Raw genomic sequence first — 26,787 nt, 5'->3', positions numbered from 1 at the left:
AAAGATGGCATAAAAAGGCTTAGGATGACATAAAGATGGCATAAAAAGGCTCAGGATGACATAAAATTGTTATTTTTCATCAGGAGTGCGTAACTTTTGTATCTGTATAAAAAAGGGATAGGGAACACTTTGGCAAGCTTAGTGCAAGCCGGGAACAGTAAAAGATTTTAGCCGCCAAACCTTGTTTTAGGAGCGTGATCACTCAGTGGCGTGGCGCGTTTGATCGATGTCCAGCTACTGAGTTAATTCGATCAACTGCCTTCTAAAATTTCGGTATGAACTGATTTTGGACATAAGTCTTCAATTCCCAAATTTCGGCAATCTTCAGGCGTTAATGGCTGCGCGGGGGCACTACAGGGATCTGGCCCGCCTTGTCCCACCTCAAACTGAGTCATCATCGCGCAATCTTCATGTAGCAAATTATGGCAGTGCATCATGTATTTGCCGCGATTAGGCCCTAATTGACCAATAATTTCTATTTCATCATAGGGCCCTAAGAGAAAAATATCTTTCCAATTTTGCTCATAAGGAAGCGGCGGCTGTCCATTGCGTGAAAGCATTTGAAAATCGAGTAAATGAATATGTATTGGGTGAATCAATGCTGTTTTATTGACCAAAGACCAGATTTCAATATCTCCTAAACCCGGATCGGCATCCACTCGCTGAGTATCCCAACGTTTACCATTAATAGTGGCTATTTGTGTCTGGTTAGGAATACATTGCTCAGTAGAAGCATTAGGGTCGCTCACCGGGGGAACATCCGCCTTGGGAGTAAAATCAAAGACAAATTGTCTGACTCGTCTAACTCCCGATGTGGGAAGCGCTTTAAAAGGTCGCAGGGTATTAGGGATAACAAGCTGATCTTCATTATCAGGCGTGGTGATTTCAAAAAGTAAAAGCGGTGTTGTTGAACCTCCATCACCATTACTGGCATCTTGATTATTGGTTATTAAAAAGACAAAATTATTGGTCGCATCTGCTAAGTAGTATTGCGAAAAATCGATAAGAATTTCATAGCGCTCTCCCATGCCGATGCGTAGCTCTGTAGTAGTGACAGGTTTTTCCACCAGTCCGCCATCGGTTCCAATCACGGTTATAACAGGCCCTGGATAGGCACGACTCGTAGCATCAGTCTGTAAAAGACTTAAATACAGAGTTTGAGTTGCTGTCGCGTTTAAAAGACGGAAGCGATACTTTCTCGGTTTGACTTGTAGTCGAGCTTGGTAAACACCATTAACCAGAGTATATCCATTATAGGCAGTGGCCCCCGCCGGATCTGGGTAACTCTGAAATACTAAGGGGATATCGTAATTCCCACTGGGTAAATTGTCCAGTTCAAACTGATCGTAGACAACATATATCCCCGCCATCCCCATTGCTACATTGCGGCGGGTTCTATCTAAGGCATGGTCATGATACCAAAAGGTTGCCGGGCGATCATTGGGATAGTGATAATCTTTGTAATAATAAGGCTGAATATAGTCCACTGTATAACCATCATATTGCGGCAATGAAGCCATACCATGCAAATGAATGACGGCATTAATAGGTTCTCCTATAGGCCATTTTTGCTTGTCAGTAGTGGGAATATCATTTTCTGCCAGATTCCCCAAGCAATTAACAAATCGGACTACTGATTGTCTGCCAATTTGTTGTCGAATGGTTGGGCCAGGGATAACAGCAGGTAAAAGTCCTCTGTTAGTTATTCCTGTATAACTCCAAACATTAGTTGGTACCCCTGTTGCCGCCAAACCTTGAATCGGCATTTGAGTTTTTTGCAAGACGATATAGTAATAATCTGTTGTGCTGGTTCTTTGGACAGGGGACAAAACAGGAGAAATCGGCAAGGCAACTTGAAAAGGTGTAAAAGTTGTAGTGGTGTCGTTGTCGTCTGGTGGCGCAGTCTGAGCTAATGCTTTTTCAGGAAATGTCCAAGGTAACATGAGCATACCACTAGCTCCCAATCCCCACTTGAAAGCATCTCGTCTTGAGATATTCATATAACTTAACTCCAAAATTTTTAAATTTGACAATCTGTCATACTTGTAGTTTTACAATATGTCATAGTTCAAAGCAACTAGATTGAAAAAATAACAATAAAACTTAAAGATTAGTTTGTAAGAGTTAAATAACTTAATAATAATCGATGCTCAAAGTAATATTTTTTATTGGGAAATTCTACCTATTTGCTGCCCCCTAATCTCGGTTAATAACAGAAGGACAGACTTTCAGGAACCTCAATTGCATGATCAAAAAAAAATGGTATACATAAAAAGTTAAGCTTGGGTAATGTTGCTTTGAGTTGCAGTGGCTAACGCGACTGGTGTCTTCTCTTTACTAAATAAGGATTGGAGAGAAACAGACTCAATTTTTATCAATTTTTAAACATCCTATAAATTTATCTGATTATATTGAGCAATCAAATTAATTTAACCGATTGACTTATTTTAATCACGTTTCTCTTAATCAATCTCCCAAACCTTTATTACAGTAAAGTTTGCCCAATTTTTAAAATGCCTCTAAGGCGGCTACAAATTATCAAATATAGTTATTAATCACCCGAGGCATAAAAAAGCTACAATTTAAAATTCTATCACGATTTATGGTTTTTCATGGCTTCAGTATACCAAAGCAATTCTCGGAAAAATGCCTGTAATTTAGGCTTTAAGTCTAAAAAAAGCAGATTTCCTTGCTCATCAAACATTTCCCCAACTCGAGAAATAGGAAATTTATCGGGGATAGGTAAACCGCCCAAAGCTAAACAGACAAGGCGTAGTCCAGATAAACAATCTAAGCCGCCAAAACCGCCAGCAGATACAGTACAAATCCCTATAGGTTTATAACGTAATGCTTGAGGCTCAAGATAGTCAAGTGCATTTTTTAAAACAGCCGGATAGCCGCCTTTATATTCCGGAGTCACGATCACAATACCGTCAGCTTCGCCTAATTTAGCGCAAAACTTTACTACCCCCGGGATAGGAATCGCCATTTGATTTAACCTTTCCTCTAAAATAGGAAGCTGATACTCTCCTAAGTCAATCAGTTCGGTGGCCACCCTATCCAGGCCTTGCAATTCTTGCAAAATCCACTGCGCTACTTTCAGGCTGCGCCGTCCTACTCGAGAACTTCCTAAAACAATTGGTACGTACAATTTTAAACTCCTTGCTCTGAGTTGTGTTAAATTTTTTAATGAAAGGATACAATTATCAATATTTAGGTTACATTAATGAGAAGCAAAAATCTTTAACTTAAAAAAATTCATAAAACTCGACTGTGCCCACAAATTTAACCGTTAACAAACAACAGGTGTTGGCTCAAATGACAGCACTCGCGCAAGAGAAATTCGCTCGGCGAGCGGCTCATTATGACCAAACCGCAAGCTTTCCTGTAGAGGATTTTCAAGACCTTTTCAACGCCGGTTTACAGGCTCCAGCCGTTCCTGTAGAATATGGCGGCTTAGGGTTAGGACACAGTACCGATATTTATACCCTTTGGATGATGACAAAAGAACTCGCCAAAGTAGATTTATCCCTAGCACGCTGTTGGGAAGGACACACCAACTCCCAAATATTACTCGCCGCTATGGGAAATGAAAGTCAGAAAAAGCGATGGTTTGAAGGCATTGTCAAACGGGGGGAAAAATGGGCCGGTTGGAGTGGTGAACCTCTATCAAAAATTCCCGGACAAACCGATAAAATCGGTACCCGTGTTCAAGAAGTTAAAGGAGGCTATATTATAGATGGCACAAAAGTTTTTGCTACCAGTGCCAACGCCGCACAATGGTCTATACTGCTAGTAAACACCGCCGGGGTAGGTGGAGTCCGACATCATAACGGAGCTTCTAGCGCAGTGCTAATGTTAGCTTGTGACTTATCGGACCCGAGCGTAAGCTTTGATGCTACCTGGTGGGAACCCATCGGTATGCGTGCAACCATTAGTTACCTAGTCCGTTTTGAGCAAACTTTTATTCCCCAAGAAAATTTAATAGGTTATCCTGGACAATATTTGCTAGAAGAATGGCAAACTCGATTTACTCCCCAGTATGGAGCGGCTTTTTTAGGTGCGGCTGAAGGAGCCTATGATTATGCCCTCAAATATATTAACCAACAGGAGAGACAACAAGACCCCTATGTACAACACCGCATTGCCAAAGCGGCTATCAATATAGAAACCATGTATCTTTGGTTGCAAAAGGTCGCTAAATTGTGGGAAAGCGGACAAGAACAAGAAGCCAAACCCGCCGGAAACCGTGTTCGGTATTTGGCTGAACAGTTAGCACTAGAAACCTTAGATCTCTGCGTTCGTACTTGTGGGGCGCGTTCTTTAATCAAACCTAGTCCACTAGAACGAATTTTTCGAGATTTATCCTTTTATACTCTTCATGATAATTGTGATCGGGTCCTAGCTTCCATCGGTCAAGAGATCTTAGGAGAAAGCTATGATCGCTCATTTTTTCAAAATAAGCCAAGCGCATCCCCTTAAGGTATGGCATTATTGCCTTTTGCCTATTAGCTTTTAACTTTAAAACTAGCTTTAAATCAAGAGGAATAAAACCAGTGGACAACGAAAACTACTATCTAAAATCCCGAGAATCCGGACAAAACATTTATGAAATCTGGGAACAGGGAAAAAACTATAAAGACTCTGTTACCCCTGCCACTTATGATCCTCAATACCGAACTTTTATGTGTCAAAAAATAGAGTCACTTGTTGGGGAACAAAAAACAAAACCCATTTTAAGTATTGGTTCAGGTAATGCTTTTGTCGAAAGCGATTTACATCAAAAAGGCTATGATGTGACAGCTAATGATGTCAACAAAGAAGCCGTAGAACTCGCCAGAAAAAAAGGATTACCCGCCATTTGGGCAGATATTAAAGATTGGGAGCCAATAGGAAAAACCTTTACTTTAATTTATGGTGATGGAGTGGCCGGCCACCTCTATGATACAATTGGCGGATTGAGAACCATTTTTAGGCGCTTAAAATTTTTGCTATCTGAACAAGGAGGAACCCTTTTAATTTCTAATGATCCAGCTACTAACGGTGAATTATTACACCCTCATCCTCAGCTAGAAAGTTTTTACTGGTTTTCGGCTGATTATATTTGTTCAGAATTAGTAAAAGCTGGATTTAGAACCGTTGAATCTGAGTATTTTGTTTATAATCGACCTATATCAGGACCTAGAAAGCGATTAATCGTTACCGGCAAAATTTAGGCTAAAAAATATGGATTTAGGATTGAAGGGAAAAATAGCCTTAGTAACATCATCGAGTCGAGGCATTGGCAAAGCAATTGCTCTTGGATTAGCGGCAGAAGGATGTCAAGTATTCATCTGTAGCCGCCATCCCGAAAATTTAGCTAAAACAGCTAAAGAAATCCAAGAAAAAACCCATCAATCCGTAATTCCTATTCAAGCTGATCTCAGCAATAAGGAAAGCATTGAAAGATTGGTCACGACTATTACTGAAAAAACTGAAAAAATAGATATTTTAGTAAACAATGTAGCCGGTCCGCCTTTTAATCGCCATTATGAATTAACGGATAAAGATTGGCAAGAATCTTTTGAATTAACTTTTTTAAGCCAAGTCATCATTTGTGAAGCTTTTATTCCTTTAATGAAAAAAAATCATTGGGGTAGAATTATTTTTGTCACTTCGGTAGCCATCAAGCAACCAGGAATATTAATTGCTAATGCTCAGAGAGCAAGTGTTGCCGTTTATGCCAAAACGCTCTCCTCAGAATTAGGGGAATATAACATTTTAGTTAATACAATTTGTCCATCTTTTGCTATCACAGATCAATATTATAAAATTGCTGATGAGGTGGCTAAAAAAAGACAAATATCCCAAGCAGAAGTTCTTGAAGAATGGCGGCAAAGTGTACCTTTAAAACGTCCAGCCAGTGCCGAAGAAGTGGCCAATTTAGCCGTCTTTCTCGCTTCTGAAAAAGCAAGTTATATTACTGGAACCTGTATACAAGTAGATGGCGGCTTTGTAAAAAGCTTATTTTAAAACAATAGTAGGGTGTGTTAGCGCAGCGTAACGCACCTTAACGCACCTAGGACTTACGCACTGTGATGAAAAAATTAGGACTGTAATACAAATTCTCTATAACGCTGCATTTAATCGATCTCCCCCCAACCCACGCCACTTGCTCTACTTGGGGGGACTCCAAGACCGCAGTGGCTCCCCTTGTTAAGGGGGGCTTTAAAGAAAAATAAATTGTATTATTAAGGAGAATTGGTATAACCAAATCATTGGGGTTTGAGATTGTCCGAGGTCCTTCGCCAGGCTCAGGATGACATAAAATCGTTGTTTTTAATCAGGAGTGCGTAACTCCTAGCACCTTAACGCACCTTAACCTCTAATTAAACTAATTTGTAATAAAATTCCCGATAAAAATGACGCGACTCATCACTATTTTTTAACTGATGAAACTCAACAATAGCCCATAACCCTTTAGCATGATTCGCGGCTAACAAAGACTGACTCGATTCACTCTCATAAAAAGCCGAAAAAGCCAACTCACCAAGATTATCAATAAAAGGAGCAATCTCAACTTCTCCCCAATCTTCAGGGTTTTCTGCCCCATAAACATGAATAAAAAAACGCTGTTCACGTTCACTTAAAATAAACTTTTTAAGGCGCGTAGTTTGGTCATAAAAATTGACCCAAGTTCCCAAAAAACGAGTAAAATTAATCACTGTTTTTTGATCAGGTTGGTTGCCATAAATCTCATTTCTTTCCATTGCAAACACTCTTTTTAACTTTCTAATTTTGGGGGATGGTGAAAAAACTCTCGAGAAAAATGACTACTTCTCTGACTACCATCTAAATAACGGACAAAACATTGAATTACTAAAATTCCAAATTTTTGATTAGCAATTAGATGCCTTTCAATCTCGCCGGAATTGTAAAAAGCTTGAAATCCTCCTGCTAATAAAGACGTACCTGCTACAAAAGGGATAGCTTCTACCTCTCCCCAATCTATGGCATCAGGTTTATTAGCACCATAACCGCGAAAAAACAGGCGATTATCTCGCTGTGTCAACACTACGCGGCTAAGATAACTTGTATTTGGCAGTGCATTAATCCAGTCTCCCACTAAAGGAAAAAGATCAATAGGTTCTTGCACACTAGGGCGCTGATCTGCCTTCATATAATATATATCTTGATTAATCTCAGACATTTTTTATCCTACTCGATAATAAAATTCTCGGCAAAGAAAATTGGGTTGTTTCGTATCTTTAAATTGAAGAAATGCGGCAATGATCCACAATCCTTGATTCGTATTAGCCGCCAACAAAGCTTCTACTGAGCCAAGATTATATTTTGCCCAAAAAGCCTTATCTCCCGAGTTACGATTGATAAATAAATTGACTTCAGTTTCGCCCCAATCTTGAGGGGATTGACTGCTATAAATATGTAACAGTAATTTATCATTTTTTTGCAATAAAGTAAATTTTTCTATCCACTGAGTTTTTTCATTAGAATTGACCCAAGTTCCTAGTACAGAATCAACATCATTAGTATTAGCCGCTAAAGCTGAATTTTGTTCCATGCTCATCACCTATTATGGTTTGTTTAGGGATTTTTAACGCTGAAAAATATCTGATTGACAAAAAAACTGTTAATTAGTTTTTTGTTTATGATGTAAGGCGAAAAAATTCGCGGCTAAAATGACTACTTCGATGACTATCATCTTGGTAAGATACATAAATCTGAATCACCAAAACTCCCAAAGCCGAATAAGCCCACAAATTTATTTTATTGCCATTTAACGGATAAAAAGCATGAAACCCTGCCGCAACAGACAAGTTACTTCCCGCATAAGCAATGGCTTCAACTTCTCCCCAATCTATGGGGTGTGGTTCATTAGCTCCGTATGCTCGAAGTATTAAACGCTTATCCCGTTCTGAAAGCAGCAAACGTGCTAAATAATTACTGTTTGGGTTAGTATTTAACCAAGTTCCCACTAATTTAGTCAGCAAAAGTTCTTTGCTTATGGGCGGTCGCTCATCGGCTTTCATATAATGTTCATAAACGGGCTTTTGCGTCATAATATAGATTATCGCTGAAATTGATTGAATTTTTGATTTTGTTGGCTTTTTTTATTTTACCCTTAAAGCTGTTCTTACAATTAATGTTAATGATGATCTATATCGATAAGGAGATACATTAGTGAGCTTTCCTCAAGTCCGTACCTTATTTATCGTCACGCCGGGTGACCCTTATCCGCCATTAAGCGGGGCCCATTTACGGTACTGGCAACTGATCAATATTATGAAAAAGTTCGGTTCGGTGGGAATTTTTTCAATTTTTCCCTTAGATTCTAACAATCAAACTATTCCCGGTGTGGAGTTAAGATATCACTGCAATACAGCTAAAGTAAAACGTTCTTTTTGGGACAATTTACAACGACAATTATGGTGGGTGTTTCCCCAAGGTTATCCGAGTTCTGCTCAACGCTATGCAGAAGCGGCTGATCAACAGTTAAAAGAAGTCCTTGCCAAATTTCAGCCAGATTTAGTTATCATTGAAATGATAGTACATCGGTATATTCCCACTCTTAAGGATTACGGATGTTCCTTAATTTTAGACGAGCATAACATTAATGGAATTTGGTTAGAACAATACTATAAAGCACGCCAAACAACCCAAAAACAAAAATTAAGTATTTGGCAAAAAATATTGCTTGCTCTTGAGCTTTCTCGGACTAAAATTATTGAACAAGAATTAATCGCTCAAGCTGATCAAGTTTGGACTTGCAGCAAAATAGATAATCAAAGCTTACAAGATTTATATGGAAGAAATTCTAACTCTTGGGTGATTCCCAATGGCATAGATGTTAGTTATTATGATAATGTACGCTTGGGGAAATGTGACTTGCCAGATGAGCTAAAAAATAAACAGCGAAATATCCTGTTTTTAGGAAAAATGTCTTACTCTCCTAATGCTGTCGCTGTTGAATTATTGATAGATAAAATTTATCCTCGACTACGACAGATTTACCCAGACTGCCGTTTATTATTAGTGGGAAGAGAACCTAATCAACGGATGCTAGAAGCGGCAGGGCGAGATAGTGGTATTATTGTTACTGGGAAAGTTTCAGATATAAGACCTTATTTAGCCGCTAGTAGTGTTATGGTAGTTCCCTTGCAGCAAGCGGGAGGAACTCGCTTAAAGATTCTCGAAGCTTTTGCTGGCGGCTGTCCTGTCATTAGTACGGCTAAAGGTGCTGAAGGATTAGAAGTAAAAGATGGCGAACATTTGCTAATTCGGGAGGAAATAGACGAAATTATCGAAGGAATTAAACAGATTTGGTCTGAACCTGATTTTGGACAAAAGCTTGCTGATTCTGCTTATGAATTGATTAAAGCAGAATATTCTTGGGAGGCAGTAGAAAAAAGAGTTTCCTCAGCTATTAGCGAATTGTTTAGTTAAAAATTAAACGAAAAGGAGAATTAATGAGTCAATCTATTGAGCAGACCACAGCCAATTTAGAAATTAATAATGTTCAAAATAATCACAATCAACAAAATCTGATTACTGAATTTGTAAAAAATATTAAAAACTATAGTATAGTATTAGCCCGTTCTTTACCTTTATTATGGGAAACGGCTCCCAAAGAAACGTCTATTATTATAATATTAGTTTTGTTAAGAAGTTGTATTCCAGCTATTAGTATAGCCATTAATAAACAAATTGTAGATGGTATTAGCCTGGCTTTAAAATCACCAGAATCAGCTAATTTTAGAACAATTATTAGTCTAGTTGTTTTTTGGGTAACTGCTATTTTTATTGAAAATATTTCTACCCCCTGGTATAATTCTGCTTTTATTAATTTAGCCGATAAATTGACGGCTAATATCAATATAAAACTAATGGAGAAAGCTGATACTTTTATTGATATTACTAATTTTGAGAATTCTAAATTTTATGATGAATTAGAACTGCTGCAAAATCGAGCCAGTGCCGAGCCTCTAAGTTTATTACAAGGTATTCTAGAAATATTGGCTATATTGATTACCCTAGTCTCAATGTTAATTTTACTTTCTACGACGGCTTGGTGGATTCCTGCATTAATTTTAGTAGCCTGTTTGCCACAAACTTATCTTTCATTTAAACTTGAGTCTGAAATTTGGAATAAGATTTTTTATAAAAGTCCTCAATCTCGCCGAATGCGCTACTATTCTAATGTATTGTTGACAGATACTTTTGTTAAAGAAGTGCGGCTGTTTGACCTTAGTGCATTTTTTCGTCAGCGTTATGTAGCGGCTTTTGAAGATAAATATCAAATGATCAGCCAATTAAGAGGAAAACAAGCTTTTATTACTACCATTTTAGGCATCTTAAGCGCTTCTGGGAATGCTTTTAGTTTTTGTTGGGTAGTGTTACAAGCTTTAGCAGGAAAATTAACGGCAGGGAGTATTCTTTTATTAATTCAATCTCTTGCTTATATACAAGAAAACATTAATAGATTGCTTCAGTCTTCTTTAATTTTACAAAGAAGTACCTTATTTATGGAGATGTTTTTTAGATTTATGGAGACTCAACCCTCGATGACTGTGAGTCTTCCTAGTAAAAATGTACCCAAGCCGCTACAATCAGGTATTGTTTTTGACAATTTAGAGTTTGCTTATCCAGATGGAAGAAAGGCTTTAAGCGGCATTTCCTTTACTTTACATCCGGGTGAAACAGTGGCATTAGTAGGGGAAAATGGTGCAGGTAAAAGTACCTTAGTCAAATTATTAGCGCGATTTTATGACCCAACTAGCGGCAATATTTATATAGATGGAGAAAATCTTAAAGAATTAGACCTCAAAGAATGGCGAAAACAAATTGCTGTAGTGTTTCAAGATTTTTGCCGCTATGCTCTGACCATTGGGGAAAATATAGCACTGGGTGATACTTCAGCGATGGATGATTTAGAGAGATTAAAACTGGCCAGTGAAAAATCCGAAATTGCCTATAAAATAGAAAAGCTTTCTCAAGGCTATTCAACACCGTTAGGTAAACAGTTTGACGGAACAGAACTTTCTGGCGGCGAGTGGCAAAAGTTAGCCATTGCTAGGGCATTTATTCGAGAAGATGACGCTCAAATTATGATTTTAGATGAACCAACGGCAGCCTTAGATCCTCGTAGTGAGTATGAAATTTTTAATAGTTTTGCTCAATTAGTTCGGGGTAAAACGGCTATTTTAGTAACTCATAGATTGGCTTCTGTACGGTTGGCAGACCGAATTTTGGTTTTAAAGGCGGGTAAGTTAGTAGAAGTGGGAACGCATGAGGAACTTTTACAAAAAAATGGAGAGTATGCAACGCTTTGGAATATGCAGGCTGAACAATATCAAATGAGTTATTAAATTTTGTTGCTTATTGCTTCCGTTTAGACTAAGTTTATAAGCAAAATTAACTCAGCTAGGGATAAAAAGCTGAGAAAAACCATAAAAAAAAGCATGAAAAGTGTAATCTTTGTTTGGCCAATTTATTCCAATGATCTATATTAAAAAGATAATAAATATCATTGGCGATCGCTCTTATATATAATGAGATCTGACTAGATTATAATCAGATCATAGTTACAGAGGATTAATGAGCAAAAATTATTAAATCACTGCTAATTGATTCAGACTACCAGTATAACCCGTAATTTCGATAATCGAATCAGTAGAAGCGGAGAAACCTGCTACACTATCATTGAGAGCTAAGAAAGTTTGTGCAGCTGCACCAGTGCCAAAACTAAAGGTCGCTGCACCATTGGCTAAGAAAACACTCCCGGTTAAGACAGCTTGAATACCTGCTTGTGTGAGTGCGCTAACTGCCCCTAATTTAGCTAAATTACTGGCTGAAACGGCATTCGGACCATCAATTTGATCAGAATTTATCTTGAGGTCAGTAATGCGGTCATAATTAGCTAATAAAGAATCCGTGAGGTTATTATAAACAAAGGTATCAGCCCCTAGTCCTCCAGTTAATACATCTGCACCAGCACCCCCCGCGAGGCTATCATCGCCACTACCACCATCGATAGTATCATTACCGCCATTACCGAATAATTGGTCAATCCCGTTACCGCCAGAGAGTACATCATTTCCTGCACCCGCATTGATGAGATCAGAACCGCCACCCCCGATATAAGCGAAGTTTTGTATAGTGGTTTGGCTACTATTAACGGCGAGTGTTAGATTTCCATTGGCATCGTAAGTATAGGTTGTGGTACTATCAACTGTACCATCCCCTTGACTATCAATATTTTCGCTGGTTAATCGTTTATTAGCATCATAGCTATAGGTGATAATAACGTCAGCAGTACCATTATTCCCGTAATCAGTGGTGGCGCTAGTGCGATTTCCATTAGCATCATAGGTATAGCTATAGGACTCTTCCGCCAAGCCATCATTATTACTGTCAATAGTTTGGCTAACTAAGTGATTGTTCGCCTCGTAACTGTAGTTAGTGACAGAATCAACGATAGTATCATTATTACTATCGACACTTTCGGTAATTAAATTATGGTTGGTATCGTAGGTATAGGCAACAGAACTATCAGCACCTCCATCCCCATTACTATCAATACTTTCACTCACTAAAGTTCCCTTGACAATATCGTAGTTGTAGCTAACAACTTTATCAATACTTCCATTTGCGCCAAAATCATAGCTGGCAGTATCTGTCAAATAGGAATAAGTCCATGTATGTCGCGTATCTACCACGCCATCATTATTATTGTCATTCTCATCAGAAGTTACATAGCCGTTGGCATTGTAGGTGAAGATTTCGGTGGAGTCAACCACCCCATTTGCATCGCTGTCTTGGCTGAGAGAGGTCATGTTGCCATTAGCATCGTATGTGTAGGTTATGATGTTATCAAGCCCATCTGCACCGTAGTCAATACTTTTAGAAGTTACATGGCCGTTGGCATCGTAGGTGTAGGTGTAGATGAAATCAGCCAGCCCATCTGCATTGGAGTCAATAGTGTCAGAGATTTGATTGTTGTTAGCATCATAGGTGTAGGTTTCGATGTAATCGGCCAGCCCATCTCCATTGGAGTCAGTAGTGTCAGAGATTTGATTGCCGTTAGCATCATAGTTGTAGGTTTCGATGTAATCAGGCTGCCCATCTCCATTGGAGTCAGAACTGATAGAGGTTAGGTGGCTATTGGCATCATAGCTGTAGGTCCTGATCTCATCAATTATTCCATTGGCATCGTAGTCAAAAGTATGAGAGGTTAGTTTGCCCTGAGCATTATAGCTGTAGGTTTCGATGGAATCAGTTATTCCATCTCCATTGGAGTCAGTAGCTTGAGAGGTTATGTTGTGGTTAGCATCATAAGTATAAGCGATGGTTCCTTGGCTTAGATTGATGACTCCGGCTGAAGATAATATCAAGCTCTCGCTGCCACTCACTGTATTACCAAACTGATCATTCTTAACTGAAATAAGAATCCCATCAAGAATTCCATCTCCGTCAAAATCCCCAAAAAATTGCGTTGCATCTAGGGATTTTATTACCCCATTATTGTAAAAGGTTTGATATTGATATAGATCGATGAGGCTATCGCTATATAAATCCATGTTTGTCAATAGTCCATAGGTGTAGGTAATGGTATTGTCAACGACTCCATCTCCATTACTGTCTACATTCTGAGTGGTTAATAATCCATTAGAGTTATAGCTATAGCTATTGCTAGAGTTAACATTAAGCGTTGTAGTCGAGCCAGTGCTATAGCTAACGAAACCTGATCCGTTGGTGGCTGAATTGTTAGGCATGGTAGTATCTTTCTTGCTACATGTTTATAGATTTTGTCGCGGGGGAAATCCTCTAGAAATAAGATTAGCCCCCGATATTTATTCCGTAATTCCAACTACGAAAGATTGCTTATTTTCAATATAAACCATTGACCCTTGCCAAGATGATCGAAAAAACGCAAGTTTTTCAAATTTTCCAGAAATTCAGGAATATACCTTAAGTTCAAGGCTATTTAAGCTATTTTTATATAAATTTTATATTTTTATATAGAAAGTTTAAGCACAGCAATTAATTGCAAATAATGGCTTAATTAAGCTTGTTTCTTCCCTCTAGAAGCCACTAAACCTAATCCTAACCCCAATAAAGCCACCACGCTACCTGGTTTAGGTACCGATTGTAGTGGCGTAGGAATGCCCGGCGTGATGATGTAGCCCGAAGATTGATTATTGCCATTGAGATTAGCGAACAACCTAGAGCTTGGTACTAAGTCAAAACTATCTGCATTGGTTGAACTCAGGAAGTTACTGTCGGTAATTGTTCCCGTTGCTTTGGTAGCAAATGCCCATTTGGTTAAATTGGCTAGGGTAAAGGTAGTCGTCGAGGGATTAAGTAGGTCAACAAAATTAAAGTTAACTGTGAGATTGGGCAATGGGGTTGCGGGGAAAGGGCAATGGGTAAGAGTTAGGAGAGTAAAACATTTCTTAATACAGAAAGCTTTATTTATGTCCAGGTACTTACTGGCTTTAAATATAAACTAATGACCCTTGCCAAGATGATCGACAAAATGCAAGTTTTTTAAATGTGCTAGAAATGTAGTAATATACTGTTAGTTAAAAAGTATTCAAGCTAGTTTGATCTAAATTTTATCTATCTATTCGAAAGAATGAAAAACCGTGATCGTATCTTTGAGTTTTCTAATCTTTCTCTGAGACACTATTACAAGCTAGATGGTGATGAGCTATGCCAGAGGATGAAACCCATAGAAGTAGAGTCTTGGCAACTCAGTTTGGGACAATTTGAGGGGACTGTCTCGCAAATTATCGGTGATGGGGTGCAAATGGATCTCCATCAGTACAATTCTTTAATGAGATATAAGGGAGTTTCTCTGCGTACTTGGCAATTTGGCCTGCCGGTTAAGCGACAATTAATCATGTTTGAGCATAAATATGAGCTAGAAGACAATTACATTCTCATTTGTCCCCCGCAAGTGGGATTTATGGGAGTGGAAAAACACTTTCACGGGACGTATATTTTCGCTTTTTCCCTCGAACGCTTGCAATATCTCTGTGAAACTCTACACTTACCTGAACCGGAAAAATTTCTCGGATGTGCTAATAGTTTCCCTCGTGTGGTAGCTTGCTCTCCAACTCAGATGTCCCAGTTACGTCAGTCTTTTGAGCAACTTTATCAAATATTTTGGACTTTCAATTGCAAGTGTCATCTACAAAAAGATACATTATTAATCAATTACCTTAAAGAGAAATTAGAAGAAGAAATCGCGGAAAACTTACTTCTTACTGTCGCTACATCCCAGAATATTAAACTAAAAAAAGTGATCATCAAACGTTCTTGTGTCCTAAAACAAGTAGAAGATTTCATGATGAATAACCTCACAGCAGAGATTAGCTGTAATGATATCTGTCAAACGGTCGGAGTGAGTAAACGGACTCTAGAATATATATTTAAAGAGTATTATAATATCACCCCTAAAGCTTATTTTAAGCGATTACGTCTAAATTATCTGCGCCAATGTCTGCGAGAAAACTATCCTCAATCTAACATTTCGGAAATCGCTGAAAATTTAGGTTTTTTTCATCGAGGACACTTAGCGGCTGATTATCAAAAATTATTTGGAGAACTTCCTTCCGACACGGTTAAAGTACCTGGACAAAATTAAAGTTAACAGTGAGATTGGGGAAAGGGAAAGGGGGAAAGGGCAATGGGTAAGAGTTAGGAGAGTAAAACATTTCTTAACACAGTGTGCTTTATTTATGTCCAGGTACTAAGTAGAGTCCTTGCTATCATCAAGAAATGAAGATTTAGCTGTATTGTTGTTAGAAGTCAGCCAAATTTTGGATATTCCCACAGCAGATGAAACGCATTGAACAACTTCGCTTTCGTCGCAATCCTCAAGATTATTTGCTTTCTCTGGAAAATCTGCTGCTCTAGCTAATTTTACCGTTCTAGTTTTTTTTCGCTGTAAAACTCAGCTTAACGACGAAATCTTGTAAACTATCTGAACCCATCACTTCAAGGCGCGGCAATGCCAGAAGATTATCTTCAAATTGGCTTAATCTAGAATCGCAAGATAAACCGATGCTATAACCACAAGCTTCGATCAAATGTTGAACGATGGGATTATAATCTCCATAAGGATAAGCAAAAGTTTTAATCGGTATTCCTAGCTGACGTTCTAGGAGCATTCTTGAGCGGCTTGCTTGTGCAATTACCGATGAATAGGACAAGCGAATCAATGATGGATGAGTTGCTGAATGAGAACCAAATACCACTCCTTGATCAGCTAGTTGTTGAATTTCACGCCATCCCATCAAAGCAATTTTTTCCCCATAAGTCGCATCCCAACTATTGTCGTAGCCGATACGTTCACTCACTAAAAACACCGTTGCTGTAAACCCGTATTTTTTCAAAAGCGGCCAAGCATACTCAAAAAAGTCTAAATAACCATCATCAAATGTCAGTGCGAGCGCTCGTCCGGGTAGAGGAGTCTGTGAAATCATTGCTAATTGCCAATCTTCCCAGGCCACACTATAAAAACCCCCATCTTTTAAATAGCGTAACTGTTCCTCAAATGCTTCTGGGGTCACTCGATATTGACTCATCTGCGGTGACCCTGTGGGGGCTACCCGATGATACATTAGAATGGGTAATTTTCGAGTAATGACAGACTGTGAAGTGGGGTTACCTTTTAATTGACCCCCATTCCAGCAAACATAAGCTTCTTGTTCGGGTGATAAGGCTGTAGGCTGTTCAGTGAGTTTAATTAATTCTGGGGTTTGATGTTCTGCTAACATTCCCTCTGGCTGACGCTGGAACAATTGTACTCGATAGAGGGGTGTCCAAATTTCTTTAACTAGAGATAATGTGGGAATTTTAGCAAAGGTTTCGCTGATGACTTTGCCGCCAAAGGGGTTTCCCCACTTAAAACCGGGTTGCTCCGGTTCATCTACGATCAAATGAGCATTAGCTGTAAGAATATAGCCGCCTGGTTTAAGTGCCAGAGCGATCTTACTGGTAGCGGTTTGGAGTTGTTCTAAATTGTCAAGAAGGTAAAGCACTTCGCTACAAACAATCAGATCAAACAGTCCCGGCAAAGGGTCTTTAATAATATCCAACTGCACAAAGCTAATATTATTTAAATCACTACAACGTTCAGCCGTTCGATTTAGAGCTACTTGGGAAATATCAGCCGCGATTAAATGATGGACGCGAGGAGCTAATTGAAGGGTAAAATGTCCTTCGGCACAAGCAATTTCTAGTGCTTGATTAATCTCTGTTGAGGGAAGTAGAGAGAGCGTTTGCTCATATTTCGTCTGTTCGTAGGGAGTGGTGTATTTCCAAGGATCGGGTTGAGTAGAAAATAGCGTTTCAAAAAAAGCTCGACCATAAAAAGCGGTTTGAACTCCAGGAGATGAGAAAGATTTTAATAAGTTCTCACCTTTATAAGGACGTATCATTAATTCTGGAGCATAGATAACGCGCTCGGGCTGTTGATTTGGGCCTGGAAGTTGAATTACCGGTTCTCTGCTTACTTGCGACATTTCTAGTAATTCCTGCGCCACAGATGCCGGTAAAATCGCTCGCCGATATCCTCCCTCTAGTCCGCCGCGACGGCCCAAAACTATAGTATTTGCTGTTAATAATTGCTCGATGGCACCTGAGCCGCTAAAGCCCAACCATTGAGTAGATTGAATTTTTTGGGCAGATTCGGCGAGTCTAGCTCGTAGTGAGGATGATGTATGCAAAGGTTTACCTAGCAACCCTTCTCTGACACAAGCACGACACAACTCAAAGCCATTGCTCAAACTCAAAGCCGCTCGCAAATCAGCCGCAGAGATAAAATTATTTTCAACGGGGATACTGACGCAACTCAGTGCTACACCCCCTACTGTTAATACTACATCAAGCTCAGGAACGGAAACTTGAATATCGGCAAGTTCTTCACTAATTTCTAGAGTTATGCTGCCGTCTTCGCTGCGTTTAGGTGGGTTAGTTGCTGTTTCGGGTACTAAGCAAATTTCCTGCAAAAATAACTCCCATTCTTGTTTATTCGGTAATTTGGGCAGAGGGGAATGATTTTGGGGTTCTGCTTTGGGGATTTGTGTCGTTTGGAAATGACCTTGATGCTCAAAAAATCGTTTTAAAATCGGCCAAGCAAAACTCGCCGCCACTGCATCTTTAATCAGCCAAGCACTAACCTGTTTATCCCATATCGGTAATTCTATCGTGCCTAACTCGGTTCCTTCCATTGTGACAACAGCATAAAGACGTTCAGCCGCATCAGGACAGTCAAGATCATAAAATGGCTCAGTCACTTCTAAAGAAATTGCAAAGGTTTTACCCACCTGTTGAGGAGCCGTAATTTGAGTTTGTTGTAAAACTTTACGCTCTAAAATTGCCATTGTGCTATGAGTTAATCCGATGGTTTGGGATTGATTTTCTAGTGCTTGCAAAAAGTCTCTAATAGATTCTTCTAGAGTGGGCCATAAGGTGGTCCACGCTGGCGGCTGTTGACAGGTAGCCACCAATACCGATTGAAAAAGTCTGTGAGCTAGAGGTTGTGAGGATAAGTTGGGGTCTTGGTCATTAACCAGTAATTCGAGCAAAGGCCGGGCATCTTTACCCTGACTCAAGCAAAAGCCAGCGAACCAAGCCGATAAAAGAAGTTTATATTTTGAAAGGGTATCTTTTGGCTGTCCTTGAGCATAATTAGGATGAGGGTTGTCCACGCGAGGATCTGGGGAATGGCCTTGTGTTATTACTTTTAGCGCGTCAGCGAAGATATAATTAACATCTCTCGAAAGAGAATTGGGACGCATTCTATAAAATGCCATGATCTCTTGAACGGAGCCAAATTTCGCTCCTATACGTGCAAGGCGCTGCCAAAAATCCCAATCTTCAGAGGTTCGCAAAGAAGTATCAAAGCCGCCAATAGACTGAGCTAGTGCCTTGCGAAAAACACAGCTATGAATGAGTAGAGGACAGCGAAGCGCCAACACAGGAAATAAATCTTTCAATGAAAGAGGGTATTGTTCAAGCATCGTGCTACCGTCGGGAGCAATGCGGCTGGTTCCACATTGAACAGCATCTAAACTCGAATCTTCCTCTAAGGCTTTTGTCATGCGTTCTAAATATTCGGCTTTGATCCAGTCATCCGCATCTAAAAACAATAGCCAATCAAATTTTGCTAGTTCTATCCCCCTATTTCTAGCGGCACTTACCCCTTGATTAGATTGAGCCACTAAAGAAATTCGATGGTCTTTAGCGGCAAATTCTTGAGCAATTGCCACTGTTTGATCGCTGGAACCATCATCAATGATAATCGCTTCCCAATGAGGAAAAGTTTGGGCTTGAATAGAGGTCAGAGTTGCTCCGAGGGTTTCTGCGGCGTTGTAAGCTGGTATAATAATGGATACATTCATATAATCCAATTTTAGATTAAAGCTAACTTAAAGATTTAAACATTCTTCTAGATTACTATATTATGCGTATTTATATTTCTGATGAGCATAAATATCCAGCTAAAAGAGTTGGCGAGCGTACCTCTAAAAGGCTGACAGATTTATTAGCACAAGGGTTAGGAGAACTGGGACATGATGTTTTTTATCATCTCAAAGATGAAATTTTAGAACCCCCGCCAGACTGTGTAAAGTTAGTGTCTAAACGAATGTTGGATGTAGATATTTTACAGCTTCAAGATATTCCTCTAACGGGAGATAATGGAGAGTTAGCGGCTCAGAGAATTCCTTGGGTAAAAAGTTTTCATGCGCCTTTTGGCAATCACGAAGTTTCACAAATTAATAAGAGAAACTGGATTTTTGTCTCTAAATCTCATGCAGAGAGCTTTGGTTGTGAGCGATATGTTTATAATGGATTAGACCCTAAAGAGTTTATTTATTCAGAAACTAAAGAGGATTATTTTATTTTTATTATTTTAGGCTTAGAAAGAGCAATTTTTAAAGGGTTAGGAATAGCTTTATATTTAGTTCAAGAACTCGGAATTAAGTTAGTGGTAGCAGGGTCTAGCCAAAATAAGTTTTATGAAAAACAATTTGCGGCGATGTGTCAAGAACAAGGGATAGAATGGGTGGGTGAAATAAACGGTCAAAGAAAGGCTGAATTAATCGCTGGTGCTAAAGCTCTCTTGTTTCCTACCATGATTAATGAGCCTTTTGGTTTGGTAGCGGCAGAGGCTTTAATTTCGGGTACGCCTGTAATTTGTAGTAATCGAGGAGCTTGTCCAGAATTAATATCGCCTGATGTGGGTTTTGTTTGTGAACGATATCAAGATTATATTACTGCTATAGAAAACCTGGAAAAAATTTCGCCGGCTGTTTGTCGAGAAAAGGCAATGAGCAATTTTCATTATTTAAAAATGGCTGAAGGTTTTGTTCAAGAATATTTAAAAGAAATTAATTTTTATCAATCATAATTAGGGCAATAATTCAAAGTAGAAATTTTTTTTAAGTAGGTTTTAGGTTTTAAAATAGATAAATGGTTTGGCTTTGAACCCAGGGCTATTTCATTCTCTCAAACGCCCTAACCCTGAAGGGTTGGGCTACACGAACAAAGCCCACCTGCGCGGGCTATTCGAAGAATTATAAGCCTTTTAGCCTGCGTAGGCAGGCTTGGTTCGTATAGCTCCAGGCTTCAGCCTGTGAGCGTTTCAAAAGAATGAAATAGCCCTGCTTTGAACCAAACCATTGTTATTGATTTGACTAAATTTTTAAGGCTGTTTAAAACACGCTTTCAGAATTTAGTTCAGTGTTATTAAATTAGCTTGTTTTCTAAACTGAGACAGTTTCTATTTTGACAATCAAATCATCAAAATCTTGATCGCCGCCACCGTACATATCTTCAAAACCGTATTCATTAGAAGAAATCGTTTTAATGTGAGTTTTGCCATCAGGGTTAGCGGCAGTATTGAAGAAATAAACTAGAGGCGGAGTAGAACCCTTATTTTCTGGGTTTTTCTCTAGGAAAGAAGTAGGAGTGCCGTTAGCAATTAAAAAGACACTGTATTCAGGTCCACCAGGTAAAGTATGTTGAAAGGTTTTGCCGCTTTGATAGGAGCCTTCATCTACACCGGGTATGGAAATACGATTTTTAACAACGGTTTGCGCGTAATTGGCGTCTCCGGGTTTGACTCCGCCTGTGCTACCATCTTCATTGATAGCAAAGATACCAAAAGTATTTTTATAACCAATGTTGGCAGGAATTTTGACAGTGATTGAAACTTGGTAATTTTTACCGGCTTCAGTTTTTATTGTTCCATTCTCTGAGATAGGTGGTAAAGAAGGTGGTGCTACAGTCTCGAATTTCCATTTCTGATTATCACCGCCATGTTTTGTCCACTGACTTATAGTTGCCCCGTCAGTAGTAGCACTACCGCCAACATCTAAAGCTTTGCTGCTGTGTTTGGCAACAAGGAAGAAATAGCCATCACCTGCATCTTGTAAGAGCCATTTTTGATTATCACCGTCTTTTTTTGTCCACTGGGTTATGGTTGCCCCGTCAGTAGTAGCACCACCGTTAACATCTAAAACTTTGCCGCTATGTTTGGCAATAAGGTAAAAAGAGCCATCACCTGCATCTTGTAAGAGCCATTTTTGATTATCACCGCTTCCTTTTGTCCACTGGTGTACTTTAGCTCCATCAGCAGTACCACCCTCATTAACATCTAAAACTTTGCCACTGTGTTTCGCCAAGAGGTAGTAATATTTTCCTGCGGTGGGCAGCACTGAAGCCATAGTTTAAACTCCTTAAATTACAGGATATTGAATATAAGTACAGCTTTTTTTAATTGCTGTAATGAATTGCTCAAGACTATATTTTCATCTTTTTTAAAAAAATACAAGGACAGTTAAGACAGTTAAGAAAAAAGTTTTTAGGACAGTTAGGACAGTTAAGACAGTTAAGACAGTTAAGACAGTTAAGACAGTTAATATTTTAGGGTGTCGTGTGTTGGGTGTCGGGTGTGGGGTAATTGTAGGCATTTTACAATTCTTTATATAGAGTGCTTTATTTATATCTGACTACTTAATCTGGCTATAGCTTGCCTTAAATTGGTACGAGCTTTTTCCTCAAACATTTCTCTATATTCTGACAAATAATAAATATGCTGCCGCGTCAAAAATTGACCTAATATTTCTACCCTTTTGCGCTGAAAAATTTCTAGGGGCACCCAAGAATACTCCTTTCTGATATTTTCTTCATACTGCCAAAAAACAGCATCTTCTCTGCCCAAAATCGACAAATCAACATCGACTAACAGTTGGGCATCTCTATCAGTAACTGCCATTTGATGCCCTGTAGCTTTAATTAAAGCCGATATTCTTTGAGCAATAGCCCGGTCAAGGCCAGAACGAAGAATAACCCTCTGTGCCCATTGCGAGCTTTTGTTTTCATTATCATTTCTTTTGGTATTATAAACAGCGTCATGAAACCAGATTGCTAACTCAATTTCTTCGGGATGGTTGGCTAAAAATTGAGTTTGAGTAAATAAACAAATACAGTCGTTAATATGCTCTAAATTATGATAAAAACGGCTCGGTAAAGAATAGGCACGGATTAATTGAGCAAAAACGTCAAAAGGGATTGATGGAGCCTTTAACTTCTGCCAGATTTCTTGCCAACGCTCTCTATTTGAAATATGTAAGTAGTCGGACATAAGTAAAGTTAACTGTGAGGTTAGGCACAAATTTGCTTAATTATGATTATAATACCTAAATTATAGTTAATTTAACTGGGTTGAAATTGGAAGTTTTCTGTTAACATAATTTTATGTTTAAAGGTATGCCTTTAGTCTTATAATTTATTTTATATCCTCCCTAGGGTATAAAGTGGTGAATTTGGAGGTAAATTTTAAAAATAATGTAAATTTATTTAATAAATGAGCAATAAATGAAAAAAATTAACTAAACTAGAAACAGAGAAATAACGTTCGTTTTTAACTTTTTAGTATGGTACTTTTTACCTAAGAACTGGTTACTTGTAAGCGCAGGAGCTTATAGGAGTTAGGCAATCCGCCTCTTTCGGCATCGTGGGGAAAAATGTTTACTTTGATACAAAATACACAGTGGTGGGTTACGGAGCGGATCAAAACTTATCCGTTTCTTATAAAAATTATCCCCGCACCTAACCACCCTACAATAAGGAAGCTTTTCTGATCACCACAAGTACGGGAGAGCCAAAGAGCGTAAGTTTTAGCTGATTAATATCAGTTTATATCTCGTTTTTCCATGTTCTCTTTTTCAAACGCTACATTTCACCTTGTAAAATCCTAATATTTTGTAGCTTTTTATACTAAAAACACAAGACCTTGTTTTCGCCTATTAGTGGCAAAAGTTGTAATTTTAGCTGGGAGGAGTATTCACCATGTCTAATCTAAGTAAGCCCGGATTTTCATCAATAAATGAGGAAAAGCAAGGAGAAATAGCTAGTGCGTCTCTTCAAACTGATATGTTGAGTAATGTTACTCAAAATTTATTATTTACATGGCAGAAATTGCAATTGAATCAAATCCCAAAATCGGGAGAGCCATTATTAGAAACAGTCGATGTTAGTGATAATAATTTAGTAATGCACTTAGATTTTGAAAAAGTTACAAATAATATTATTACTGATATATCTCCTGATGGAGTTATTAATAATGGTTATCTAAAAAAAGGAGCTAGTACAAATATTACCAATAGTCCATTTAATACTGTAGCAAAATTTGATGGTATCGATGATTATATTCATGTTAATAGTTCGGTAGATATTAATTTAAACAAAATTGCCAAACGCACTATTGCTCTATGGTTTAAAGTAGACAATAAAGATATTGCTGACCACAAACAAGTAATTTATGAAGAAGGGGGAAAAAGTAGAGGATTAAATATTTATATTTTTCAAGGACGTTTGTATGTAGGCGGCTGGAATACTATCGAAAGTGGCTGGAAAGGGACTTTTTTGTCTACTGATAAAATCTTTTCTAATAATTGGCATCATGTGTCATTGGTTTTAAATGCTCAACCAGACTTAAAATCGGTTCAATCAGGAGTTTTTTCTGCTTATTTAGACGGTCAAAAGTTTGGAGAAGGTAACGGTTCTCAAGTTTGGAGTCATTCAGGAAATGTGGGAATTGGTAATATTAACCAAGACACTTATTTTCATGACGCTTCTGCTCCTACAACAGGAGCATTTAAAGGAAATATTGATGATATCAGAATTTATAATCGAGCTTTAACATCTCAGGAAATAGCTGCTTTAAGAGTTTTAGGAAATAGTCTTCCAATCCCTGAGAATGATTTTTTTTCTACCTCAAAAAGCAAAAGCTTGACAATTTCAGAATCAACGCTTCTTAGTAATGATAGCGACCCGGATAATGATATATTAAAGATAATATCTATCAGCAATGCAAAGAACGGGAGTGTAATTCTTGATGCTCAGAGGAATGCAGTTTTTACACCGAATACTAATTTTACTGGGGATGCTAGTTTTGACTACGTTGTTAGTGATAATCGTGGAGGAACCGCAACAGCAACCGTCAAAGTTATTGTTAATTCAGCCTTGGCTTTACCCGACTTAGTGACTAAATATAGTCCCGCCAGCGTTCCTGCTTTACCTACAGGCATTGATGTATTTACTCCTACAGTTGTAGGAAATTCTACTAATACTATGAGTCCTCAGATTGCTGAATGGACGAGAATGGGACAAAGAGGAGACACGCTAGTTTTAACAGGGTGGCAGTTTTCTAATTTGACAGGAACAGAAGTTGGCAAAGATACTAAGTTTTGGGTATACGGACAAACTAATAATAATAATGGTGTTCTTCTACAAGCCACCGTTCAAAAGTTAGACGGAGATATAGCAGCTATTACCTTACCTGATAGTTTACCCCAAGGGTCATCGTTTTTAGTTTGGGTGCAAAATAGTTCAGGCTACAGCACACCTGTAATGATCAATCAAACAGAAACTTGGTGGATGCAGCAAACAGCTACCAGAGGGCAAGTTGCTTCTATATTTGGACGAAATTTATCTCAAGATGAAGGGACCCAAAATTCTCATATTTATCTTGAGGATGCTGCCGGAAAAGGCTATTGGGCTGACATCATAGCCGTTAATCCCTACAAGGTTGATTTTAAAGTGCCGCAAAGCTTGGCTAATGGGGATTATAAGGTTTTCGTTCACAACGGAGATGGAGGACAATATGGTTGGTCAAAACCCTTAACAATGACTGTTAATGATGGGCTAAATTATACAGGCTCTGTGTTTAATGTTAAAGATTTTGGGGCAAAGGGTGACGGAATTACCAATGATGCCGCAGCTATTCAAAAGGCGATTGATGAAGCCGATCAATCTGATTCGATGGCAACAGTTTATTTTCCAGCCGGAAGCTATGCCATAAATGCTGTTAATGGTTGGGCTTTGTATCCTGGGAGTTCAGATGTGCGCTTGCTTGGTGCTGGCAAAGATTTAACCACTATCAAGGTTGCTGATGGCTCTAATCAACCTTATTTGTTTCAAGTTAATGGTGAGAGCAATCGGATTACTTTTCAAGATTTAACATTGGATGCTAACAAAAAAAATGCACCCAATCTTAATACTGTGACTCACATCAGATATAGTGAAGACCTCCAGTATATTAATGTCAGGATAAAAGCTGAAGGAACACAGCCTTTTGATTGGCATAATAATAACCGTGTGTTAATGAAAGATTCCGACGTAATTGGCCAAGCCAACTTTTTAGGAACCGCCAAACAGGTTTTTATTGATAAGACAAACTTTTACGGAACTAATTATACCGATATGCTACTGATTGGTTTTGGTACACAAATGCTGTCCATTACTAATTCAACGGCTCAAAATTTAGATACTTCTGATCCCAACAATGGAAAATGGCTAAAAGGACGTTTTTTTGTAGAGCAGCCTCATTGGGCAAGTTCTCAATATCAATATATTGGCAGTAATGAAACTATTGATCTAGCTCCACCACCAGCCGATTTTAATGGAGATGGAGAAATAGATATAGATCGCAATTCTGGTGAGCAAATTATGTGGGAACAAGGCGGTGCTAAAGACCATTTTGGGTTAGTTACTGCTGCAACTGCTAATCAAGTTACAGTTAATTTTCCTTCTGTTTCTGGAGTGAATGGAAACTGGAATATGACAATAACGCAAGGAAAAGGAATTGGTCAAAGTCGGAGAATTAAAAATTTTAATCAGGCAACCAATACTTATGAAATAGAGGGTAGCTGGAACGTAGTCCCTAACCAATCTAGTGTCGTTGTAGTTAGTAAATTACCGAGTAACATAGTAGTTTATGACAACAAATTAGATGGGACTACAGAAGCCTATAATTCTCCCTCTCATGTCGCTTCAACCGGAGTACAAACCTTTCACGGAGGAGTCGACATGATAATTGATCACAATAGTTTTCATGAACTTCGTAATGGTGTATCATTGTGGTCTGGATGGTCGTCTGGGAACAGTGAGCAAGATACCAACCCTGTCAATTTTGCTCAAGTCACTAATAATAATTTTAACCAAAATCTTGTAGGAGTAAATTTTCCTGGAATTTCAGGAACAGCAGGAACAAATATTTTAGGAAATGTTGCTCGGGGCAATTATTTAAACAATGTTGATGTTGCTTTTGGGATGTCTATGATGAACCCTGATCTTTATAGCTCATCTTTAAATGCTAACATGAATGTGTTTGAAAAAAACACACTAGAACAAGTAAAACAGTTCATGGATATTAATCAAACTGACCACATTGGCAATACAATAGTTTTGCAAAATACTTTTCTTTAA

Annotated in this window: 19 protein-coding genes; 8 read left to right on the top strand and 11 right to left on the bottom strand. The window is 38.5% G+C overall.

The features are described 5' to 3' along the window. Positions 1-251: 251 nt before the first annotated feature. Both CYAN7822_RS28150 and CYAN7822_RS28145 read right to left on the bottom strand, forming a co-directional pair. Positions 252-2,000, bottom strand: a complete 1,749-nt coding sequence (locus CYAN7822_RS28150) for a multicopper oxidase family protein (protein WP_013334370.1) — start codon at positions 1,998-2,000, stop codon at positions 252-254. Between the two features lie 593 nt (positions 2,001-2,593). Then, on the bottom strand, positions 2,594-3,151 hold the full coding sequence (locus tag CYAN7822_RS28145) for an NADPH-dependent FMN reductase (protein ID WP_013334369.1): 558 nt from the start codon (positions 3,149-3,151) through the stop codon (positions 2,594-2,596). Positions 3,152-3,273: 122 nt separating this feature from the next. Between CYAN7822_RS28145 and CYAN7822_RS28140 the strand changes: the two genes are divergently transcribed. From CYAN7822_RS28140 to CYAN7822_RS28130, 3 genes are all read left to right on the top strand, one after another. Beyond that, entirely contained in the window at positions 3,274-4,482 is a 1,209-nt protein-coding gene (locus CYAN7822_RS28140; protein ID WP_013334368.1) for an acyl-CoA dehydrogenase family protein, read from the top strand. Positions 4,483-4,556: 74 nt separating this feature from the next. Further along, positions 4,557-5,216: a class I SAM-dependent methyltransferase gene (locus CYAN7822_RS28135; RefSeq protein WP_013334367.1), complete on the top strand. Its 660-nt coding sequence runs from the start codon at positions 4,557-4,559 to the stop codon at positions 5,214-5,216. Between the two features lie 10 nt (positions 5,217-5,226). Beyond that, positions 5,227-6,012, top strand: a complete 786-nt coding sequence (locus tag CYAN7822_RS28130) for an SDR family oxidoreductase (RefSeq protein WP_013334366.1) — start codon at positions 5,227-5,229, stop codon at positions 6,010-6,012. A gap of 356 nt (positions 6,013-6,368) precedes the next feature. On the opposite strand, the gene CYAN7822_RS28125 is transcribed toward CYAN7822_RS28130, so the two are convergent. The 4 genes from CYAN7822_RS28125 to CYAN7822_RS28110 all read right to left on the bottom strand — a co-directional run bounded on the left by CYAN7822_RS28125 (position 6,369) and on the right by CYAN7822_RS28110 (position 8,060). Then, positions 6,369-6,749 (bottom strand): hypothetical protein, encoded by a 381-nt coding sequence (locus CYAN7822_RS28125; protein ID WP_013334365.1) that lies wholly within the window; start codon positions 6,747-6,749, stop codon positions 6,369-6,371. Positions 6,750-6,763: 14 nt separating this feature from the next. After that, the gene (locus CYAN7822_RS28120) at positions 6,764-7,189 is read right to left on the bottom strand and encodes a hypothetical protein (protein WP_013334364.1); all 426 of its coding nucleotides are present in this window, start codon (positions 7,187-7,189) and stop codon (positions 6,764-6,766) included. A gap of 3 nt (positions 7,190-7,192) precedes the next feature. After that, positions 7,193-7,561, bottom strand: coding sequence for a hypothetical protein (locus CYAN7822_RS28115; RefSeq protein ID WP_013334363.1), 369 nt, complete (start codon positions 7,559-7,561; stop codon positions 7,193-7,195). An 85-nt stretch (positions 7,562-7,646) separates the two neighbouring features. Beyond that, positions 7,647-8,060 carry a hypothetical protein gene (locus tag CYAN7822_RS28110; protein ID WP_013334362.1) on the bottom strand — a complete coding sequence of 138 codons (414 nt, stop codon included), beginning with the start codon at positions 8,058-8,060 and terminating at the stop codon, positions 7,647-7,649. A 121-nt stretch (positions 8,061-8,181) separates the two neighbouring features. Between CYAN7822_RS28110 and CYAN7822_RS28105 the strand changes: the two genes are divergently transcribed. Together CYAN7822_RS28105 and CYAN7822_RS28100 are read left to right on the top strand one after the other, a co-directional pair. Beyond that, a complete protein-coding gene (locus tag CYAN7822_RS28105; RefSeq protein ID WP_013334361.1) occupies positions 8,182-9,444 on the top strand; it encodes a glycosyltransferase family 4 protein in 1,263 nt (420 codons plus the stop codon). Between the two features lie 23 nt (positions 9,445-9,467). Next, entirely contained in the window at positions 9,468-11,366 is a 1,899-nt protein-coding gene (locus CYAN7822_RS28100) for an ABC transporter ATP-binding protein (protein ID WP_013334360.1), read from the top strand. Between the two features lie 243 nt (positions 11,367-11,609). Here CYAN7822_RS28100 and CYAN7822_RS34910 read toward each other — a convergent pair whose 3' ends face one another. Together CYAN7822_RS34910 and CYAN7822_RS28090 are read right to left on the bottom strand one after the other, a co-directional pair. After that, complete coding sequence (locus tag CYAN7822_RS34910; RefSeq protein ID WP_013334359.1) at positions 11,610-13,772, bottom strand: bluetail domain-containing putative surface protein; 2,163 nt, start codon at positions 13,770-13,772, stop codon at positions 11,610-11,612. 290 nt (positions 13,773-14,062) lie between these two features. Further along, positions 14,063-14,401, bottom strand: coding sequence for a hypothetical protein (locus CYAN7822_RS28090; RefSeq protein ID WP_013334358.1), 339 nt, complete (start codon positions 14,399-14,401; stop codon positions 14,063-14,065). Between the two features lie 234 nt (positions 14,402-14,635). On the opposite strand from CYAN7822_RS28090, the gene CYAN7822_RS28085 reads away from it, so the two are divergent. Beyond that, positions 14,636-15,649 (top strand): helix-turn-helix domain-containing protein, encoded by a 1,014-nt coding sequence (locus CYAN7822_RS28085; RefSeq protein ID WP_013334357.1) that lies wholly within the window; start codon positions 14,636-14,638, stop codon positions 15,647-15,649. Positions 15,650-15,935: 286 nt separating this feature from the next. On the opposite strand, the gene CYAN7822_RS28080 is transcribed toward CYAN7822_RS28085, so the two are convergent. Continuing rightward, positions 15,936-19,412, bottom strand: a complete 3,477-nt coding sequence (locus tag CYAN7822_RS28080) for a trifunctional glycosyltransferase/class I SAM-dependent methyltransferase/polysaccharide deacetylase (protein WP_013334356.1) — start codon at positions 19,410-19,412, stop codon at positions 15,936-15,938. Between the two features lie 62 nt (positions 19,413-19,474). Here CYAN7822_RS28080 and CYAN7822_RS28075 point away from each other — a divergent pair, with 62 nt between their 5' ends. Continuing rightward, positions 19,475-20,422, top strand: coding sequence for a glycosyltransferase (locus tag CYAN7822_RS28075; RefSeq protein ID WP_013334355.1), 948 nt, complete (start codon positions 19,475-19,477; stop codon positions 20,420-20,422). A gap of 355 nt (positions 20,423-20,777) precedes the next feature. On the opposite strand, the gene CYAN7822_RS34905 is transcribed toward CYAN7822_RS28075, so the two are convergent. Both CYAN7822_RS34905 and CYAN7822_RS28065 read right to left on the bottom strand, forming a co-directional pair. Next, positions 20,778-21,740, bottom strand: a complete 963-nt coding sequence (locus tag CYAN7822_RS34905) for an RICIN domain-containing protein (RefSeq protein ID WP_013334354.1) — start codon at positions 21,738-21,740, stop codon at positions 20,778-20,780. 275 nt (positions 21,741-22,015) lie between these two features. Next, positions 22,016-22,660: an HD domain-containing protein gene (locus CYAN7822_RS28065; RefSeq protein WP_013334353.1), complete on the bottom strand. Its 645-nt coding sequence runs from the start codon at positions 22,658-22,660 to the stop codon at positions 22,016-22,018. A 707-nt stretch (positions 22,661-23,367) separates the two neighbouring features. Here CYAN7822_RS28065 and CYAN7822_RS28060 point away from each other — a divergent pair. Continuing rightward, entirely contained in the window at positions 23,368-26,787 is a 3,420-nt protein-coding gene (locus CYAN7822_RS28060; RefSeq protein WP_013334352.1) for an Ig-like domain-containing protein, read from the top strand.

Origin of the sequence: Gloeothece verrucosa PCC 7822 (assembly GCF_000147335.1) — a bacterium.
Classification (GTDB): domain Bacteria; phylum Cyanobacteriota; class Cyanobacteriia; order Cyanobacteriales; family Microcystaceae; genus Gloeothece; species Gloeothece verrucosa.
This window is presented reverse-complemented; position numbering and strand designations above follow the sequence as displayed.